The sequence below is a fragment of the uncultured Pseudosulfitobacter sp. genome (assembly GCF_963976325.1).
GTDB lineage: Bacteria > Pseudomonadota > Alphaproteobacteria > Rhodobacterales > Rhodobacteraceae > Pseudosulfitobacter.
Genome location: NZ_CAXBJW010000014.1, coordinates 43,296 through 49,295 on the forward strand (window position 1 = coordinate 43,296; position 6,000 = coordinate 49,295).

6 protein-coding genes are annotated in these 6,000 nt (G+C 65.7%); 1 reads left to right on the forward strand and 5 read right to left on the reverse strand.

The annotated features are described in order from the left end of the window. Positions 1-7: 7 nt before the first annotated feature. The 5 genes from AAC077_RS18470 to AAC077_RS18490 all read right to left on the reverse strand — a co-directional run bounded on the left by AAC077_RS18470 (position 8) and on the right by AAC077_RS18490 (position 5,159). Positions 8-745, reverse strand: a complete 738-nt coding sequence (locus tag AAC077_RS18470; protein WP_339772837.1) for a PRC-barrel domain-containing protein — start codon at positions 743-745, stop codon at positions 8-10. Positions 746-1,001: 256 nt separating this feature from the next. After that, positions 1,002-2,012, reverse strand: a complete 1,011-nt coding sequence (locus tag AAC077_RS18475) for a glycosyltransferase (protein WP_339772840.1) — start codon at positions 2,010-2,012, stop codon at positions 1,002-1,004. After that, positions 2,009-3,007 carry a glycosyltransferase family 2 protein gene (locus AAC077_RS18480; RefSeq protein WP_339772843.1) on the reverse strand — a complete coding sequence of 333 codons (999 nt, stop codon included), beginning with the start codon at positions 3,005-3,007 and terminating at the stop codon, positions 2,009-2,011. The genes AAC077_RS18475 and AAC077_RS18480 overlap by 4 nt, the downstream gene beginning before the upstream one ends. A gap of 19 nt (positions 3,008-3,026) precedes the next feature. Then, positions 3,027-3,947 (reverse strand): glycosyltransferase family 2 protein, encoded by a 921-nt coding sequence (locus tag AAC077_RS18485; protein WP_339772846.1) that lies wholly within the window; start codon positions 3,945-3,947, stop codon positions 3,027-3,029. Between the two features lie 3 nt (positions 3,948-3,950). Beyond that, a complete protein-coding gene (locus tag AAC077_RS18490) occupies positions 3,951-5,159 on the reverse strand; it encodes an oligosaccharide flippase family protein (RefSeq protein WP_339772849.1) in 1,209 nt (402 codons plus the stop codon). A gap of 282 nt (positions 5,160-5,441) precedes the next feature. Here AAC077_RS18490 and AAC077_RS18495 point away from each other — a divergent pair. Next, on the forward strand, positions 5,442-6,000 hold a 559-nt coding region (locus AAC077_RS18495), incomplete at its 3' end, for a polysaccharide biosynthesis/export family protein (RefSeq protein WP_339772852.1).

Sequence of the window (6,000 nt, forward strand, 5' to 3'; positions counted from 1 at the left end):
TGGGCGATCAGTTCGATTCAGGTTTTTTGGCGCCTTCTTCGTCGGTCATCGTGTCTGTCGACGCGTCGGCATCTGCATCCACATCGGCGGATGCATCTGCATCGGCTGCGGGCGCGGTGTCAGTTGCGGCCTCTGCATCGGCTGCGGGTGCCGTGTCGGTTGCCGCATCAGCGTCAGCCGCCGGGGCGCTGTCGGTGGCGCTGTCGTCCGTCATGGTGCCGGTCGACGTATCGCCTGTGGCGCCCATGCTGCTGCCGGAATCAGCGGGTGCGGTTGCTGCGGGTGCCGCCGTGTCGTCAGCCACCATCAGGGTGCTCAACTGGGTTTCGTCCGGCAGGCTTTCAACGTCGCTTTCGTCAAACTCGGGCAGCTCTTTCAACGCTTCCTTGGTGGTGTCGAGTTGCACGGTCTGTTCGTCCGCGTTGAACGTCAGATCATCAAGCGGCACGGCCACGGTGTATTCACCAAGGCCCAGGAAGCCGCCGATGCCGATCACGACATTCGCGCTGCCGTTGTTGCCCAGCACATAGTCGATGTCACCGATCGAGTCGCCATTGGGCTCGTACACGCTTTTGCCCAGCAGGTCGCCGACGGTCATTTCGTCGATCGACGCGAAATTCTGTGCCATGGGCGCTTCGGTTGTCGTTGTGGTGCCCGTATCGGGTACGGTTGCGGTTTGCGCGAATGCGCCGGTTGCAACGAATGCGGATACGGCTGTGGTCAGCATGAGTTTCTTAAGTGTCATTTGTTCGTCCTCCATTGAGTAGATGATGTGAAGCCAACCAGCAGGACATCCGGTGGTTCCGGCGGCATCGAACGGGGACGGGACGGATCGGCAACCTGTCGCCAATGGGTAGGGTGAATTGACGGTTTTTCGCCTAAAACGGGTGGTTCGGGCACCGATTTGCAAAAAACGGGAACCAGACCCTTTGCTGCGCGCGGGCCAAATGCCCTTGTCAGGCGCGCTCCGGCATCAGGTTTCTGGTTTCTGTCAGGTTCTATCAGCCGCGCGCGAGGGTGCGGGTCAGCAGCGCGGTCCATGCGGCGTTGAATATGGCCTCGGGCTGGCTGCTGGCTGCGGCGACGGGGCGGTCGGTGGCGGCGGGCGCGGTTGTCAGAGTTTCGATGGCTTGCTGCCAGGTGCGAATATCGACCTGCGACACCTTATGTGCGCCGCAGGCGATGTGGTCGGACAGCCCGTCAATGTCGTTGACCAGCAGGGGGCGCCGTGCTGCGAGTGCTTCGATTGCGACCAGACCGTAGGCTTCCCACCGCGAGGGCATGGCGACGGCGTCGACGGCGGCCATGGCTGCGACCGGATCGGGCGCGAAGCCTTTGAACACGATGCGCGGATCGCCCTCGGCCAGCGCGCGCAAGGCGTTTTCTTGCGCCCCTTCCCCATAGATGTGCAGCGCGATGTCGGGCGTCGCGGTCCGGCGGAACGCGCGCACCAGCAGGTCAAAGCCCTTTTGATCGTCCAGCCGGCCGATGGCGCCGATCACGCGCACCGGACCCGCAGGTGCGGGCAGCGCGCGAAAGGCGGACAGGTCGACGCAGGACTGGATGACCGACAGTGCGGCGGGTTTGACCGCGCCGCTTTGCACCAGCCATGCGCTTTGGGCGTGGCTGACTGCGATGATCCGGTTGAACAGGGCATAGGCGATGCGCAACAGCGTGGCAAAGCGGCGTTTGCGGGTCACGTTGTGGTGCGTGAAATGTTCGGTATAGCTGTGTTCGACATGGATCAGCGGCGTGCGCGGGTGCATCAGGCGCAGGGCCACCAGCATCGGCAGCGCGCGCCAACTGATGGCCAGGTGCGACACGATTACATCGGGCACATCGGGCACATCGGCATCCAGACGGGCAACAGGCAGGCCGCCGCGTTTGATGCAGCGCAGGCTGTGGGTGGCCTGTTGCGCCAGTTCGGGCGCGGTCAGCAGGTGGTCCAGCACGCGCATCACCCCGCCCGCCGTGGTGTCATCCACCAGATGCAATACGCGCAGGCCGGTCATTGGACCGCCCCTGCGGGCCGCAGCCGGCGCGCCAGTGTCATGGCGCGGCACAGCCTGGCGCTGCCAAAGGTGGCCAATGCCGCGCTGGCCGCAAGGGTGACGACGGATTTCATCGGCTCTTCGATCAGCGGCAGGCGCGATTGCGCGGTCCATGCGCGGCTGAGCGCCTGCGCGCGCGGCGCGTCCAGATCGCTGATGGCGCGGCGGCACAGGTAGCGCAGTTGATAGGCGCGCGCGACGGGGGTGTTGACGGTGAAGAACGCGGGGTTCAGCGGCGTCAGCTTTTCGACCATGCGTTCCCACGCGGCAAGCTGTCGGTCGGTGGCCGCGGACAGGCCGCCTGCGTTGATGCGGTAGCGGGTCAGCAGGCCCGGCACGCCCTCGAACGCCCAGTCGGTGGTCAGCGCGATGCGCAGCCAGCATTCGATGTCCTCGGACTGGCGAAAGGTTTCGTCAAAGTACCAGTCGCGCAGGGTCTCGTGGCGGGGGCGATAGGCGATTTGGTCCAGCACCGCGCGGCGGATCACCGGGGCCGAGCCGTTGCCGATGGGGTTGCGTTTGAACACATGGCTGGCGGTGATGCCGTGCAGGCGCGGGCGCTGTGCCTGTCCGGTCAGCGTGCCGTTGTCGTCCATCAGGGCGGAGCCGGAGTAGCTGATGCCGACGTGCGGGTTCGCGTTCAGATGCGCCACGTGGCGGGCCAACTTGTGCGGTTCCCACAGATCGTCGGCATCGCAAAACCCGATCACGTCGCCGCGTGCGGCGGCAATGCCGCTGTTGCGGGCACCGGCCAGGCCGCGGTTGGCCTGCCGGATCACCCGCACACGGGCGTCGGCGGCGAATTCAGCGGCGATCCCCGGCGTGCAGTCGGTCGAGCCGTCATCGACGATGATGATTTCAAAGTCGGGATAAGTTTGGGCCAGCAGCGCCGCCAGCGTGTCACGCATGGTGGCCTGCACGTTGAATGCGGGCATGATGAGGGATGCAAAGGTCATGGCAGGGCTTTCGTTGGCGTTACGAGAACAGATAAAGGCGCAGCTTGCGGGGCAGCACGGTGGCCGCCACGGCGGCCCCCAGCGTCATCACTCCGCGACTTGCGGGCGACATGAAGCCTGTGGGGGAATGGGCAAAGCCGGTCAGGGCGTGACGCAGCGCCTGCCCCCGCCCCTTGTCGACGCGCAGGGCACGGCGGGCAAGGTAGCGGTGGTGGATGGCATGGTTTGCCGCACTGGGCCGCACGCCGAACCTGGCGGCGGTGGCGATGGCCTGTCTGCGCCCCTTCAGCATCGCGTCCAGATCCGTGGACAGGCCGCCGATGCTGGTGCGATACCACGTCTGCAAGGACGGCGTCGGCACCACCCGCGCCCCGCAGCCCACCAGACGGATCAGGAATTCGAGGTCTTCGTTGTGGACGATGCGCGGGTCAAACCCGCCGCAGCGGACAAAGGCCGACTTGCGCACGGTCAGGTTGGACATGGTGCAGACCGGGTTTTCGCCCAGCAGGGTCGCGATGGTCAGGTCGTGTTTGGGCACGGTGGACAGCGCCTGTGCATCTACCGGCTGGTTCCGGAAGAACCCGACCTGACCGTAGACACCGTCGATGGCCGGATCGTGGAAGATCAGCGCCAGTTCGGTCAGCTTGTGCGGCTGCCACAGGTCGTCTGCATCGCAAAAAGCGATCAGCCGGGCGTTCGCGTGGTCCTTCACCCCGAAATTGCGCGCAGCACTGGGGCCTTTGCCGGTGTTGCGCACCAGACGAATGCGGGCGTCCTGCCGGGCGGCGGCCTCGATCAGGGCGACGGTGGCATCGGTCGAGCCGTCGTCGACGCAGATCGCCTCCCAGCCCGGAAAGCTTTGCGTGACCACGCTGGCCAGCGTCTGGGCGATGGTGGCTTCGGCGTTGAAGCAGGGGATGATGACGGAGAAGGTGGGCATGGTTCAAGCCTTTGCAAGTTGGGGGCCGAAGGCCTGTGAGAGGGCGGGAAGCGAGGCGCCGACCATCAGAACGGTCGCGGTGATGGCATAGCCGGTGGCCACGGCGACAAGGCCGAAGGGCGCAAGGGCTGCGGTGTTCAGCATCAGGGCGGCGGTCATGGCGGCGGTGACCCAGAATTCGCGGTTGGCACGGCCCGTGGCGCGCAGCCAGCCTGCGGTGGCGGACCACAGGGTTGTGGGGATCGCCACCAGACACAGGATCGACACGATGTCGTCGATGCCCGACCAGCCCGCGCCGAACAGGACCGGCACGTAATAGGGGGCCAGCAAGGCCTGTGCCACGACGGCGGGGGTGATCAGCCCCATCGCCAGCAGGATGCTTTGGCGCAGCGCTGCGGCTTTGTCATGGCTGGCGCACAGGTGCGGGAACAGCACGGTGGAAAAGGCGACCGAGAACGAATTGGCCAGGCTGAGGCCCGCGTTGAAGGCCATGAAATACAGGCCCAGTGCCTCGGCCCCCATCAGCGTGCCGACGATCAGCTTGTCGGCTTGCAGGCGCAGCGCCTTGACCAGCTCGACCCCCAGCACGGCCCAGCCGAAGCTGAGGAACGGACGCAGCGGCGCGCGGCCCTGCGACAGGTCCAGCGTCCAGGGGTGCAGGCGGCGCATGGCGATCAGCCAGAACGGTGCGGTCAGCAGACGCGGCAGGATCAGCGCCAGCGCCGAAGGCCAGACCAGCGCCAGCAGCGCCGACAGGATGTTCGCCCCCACGATCTGCGCGCCCGAGATCGCCGCCGTCTGGCGCAGTTTGCCCGCGCGCATGGCCAGCGCGGTTTGCACCAGCCCTGCGGGCATGAACAGGTATTCGCCCGCCAGCAGCAGGATCAGCGCCAGCAGAACCGCGTTGCCGTTGGCCGCGTAGAGCGCAAAGCCGATGGCGGATTGGGCCACGAACAGGCCGACGCACCAGACCCAGAAAATGCGGTGCGCGGTGGCGCAGGTTTGCGGCAGCTCGGCTTCGGGGGCCGCGATGATCTTTTGCCCCACACCGTTTTCGGTCAGCGCCTTGAGGATGTCGGCGGCAGCCAGTGCCGCGGCGGCCAGACCGATTTGCGCCAGGTCCAGCGAGCGGGCAACCGCCACGACGACCAGCAACCGCGACGCCTTGGCCGCCACTTCGGACGCGCCATAGGCAAACAGGTTCTGTGCCATGCGGGAAGTCTTGGGTGTTGCGGTGGGCATTTCGGGGTCCAATCAAATCTGTTGGTCCCTTTGTATCTTTGAGGATGGGCCAACGTCTCGGACGCCACAGGAGAGGAAAAGGGCGCAACAGAATGGCATCATATCCGAAAGGATAGGTGCGTGAACGCCAACGCACCCTCGACCCGTTGACGTGAAGTGCATAACAATGATTCAACCTAAGGATCGTGGCCCGGGACAGCGGCCAAGGATCGTGGCCAAGTATGGTGATTGAGCGTGATGATGAAAAAGACCTTGAGATTTGGATCGGTGCTGCTGGCTGCGATGGCACTGGGCAATTGTGCGGGGCTGGACACGCCTGACAACCTTGAGCCGGTTGCCGCAGGGGACGGGTATCAGGCCCAGTACCGTGCGCCCGATGTCAGCCGCGGCAATGCGCAGTTTCTGCGCTCTGCGGCCATCAACGCCCAGAAATGCCGCGCGCCGCGTGGGGGCACCGGCGGCAAGGGCGCGGGGCTGGCGGCCAGTGCGCTGCGTGGCGAGCGGGTGACGCGCAACGATCTGGTGGACGTGCGCATTGGCGACGATGACACGTTCAACGGCGATTACGTGGTGTCGCGTGACGGCACGATCAAGCTGCCGTTCCTGCCGCCGATCCGTGCGCAGGGGCGTTTGACCAGCGAGATTGAAAGCGACATTGCACGCCAGTTGATCGCCGGTGATTTCTTTGTGGACCGTCCGCGCATCTCGGTGCGGGTGGCTGATTTTGCCTCGGTCACCGTGGGCGTGTCCGGCGCCGTGTTCGAGCCGCGCAGCGTCGAGATCGGCGGCGTGCCCGGCGATCAGGTGGACA

Coding starts and splice junctions, on each gene's coding strand:
- AAC077_RS18470 (WP_339772837.1), bottom strand. CDS start 745: ATGACACTTAAGAAACTCATGCTGACCACAGCCGTATCCGCATTCGTT.
- AAC077_RS18475 (WP_339772840.1), bottom strand. CDS start 2,012: ATGACCGGCCTGCGCGTATTGCATCTGGTGGATGACACCACGGCGGGC.
- AAC077_RS18480 (WP_339772843.1), bottom strand. CDS start 3,007: ATGACCTTTGCATCCCTCATCATGCCCGCATTCAACGTGCAGGCCACC.
- AAC077_RS18485 (WP_339772846.1), bottom strand. CDS start 3,947: ATGCCCACCTTCTCCGTCATCATCCCCTGCTTCAACGCCGAAGCCACC.
- AAC077_RS18490 (WP_339772849.1), bottom strand. CDS start 5,159: ATGGCACAGAACCTGTTTGCCTATGGCGCGTCCGAAGTGGCGGCCAAG.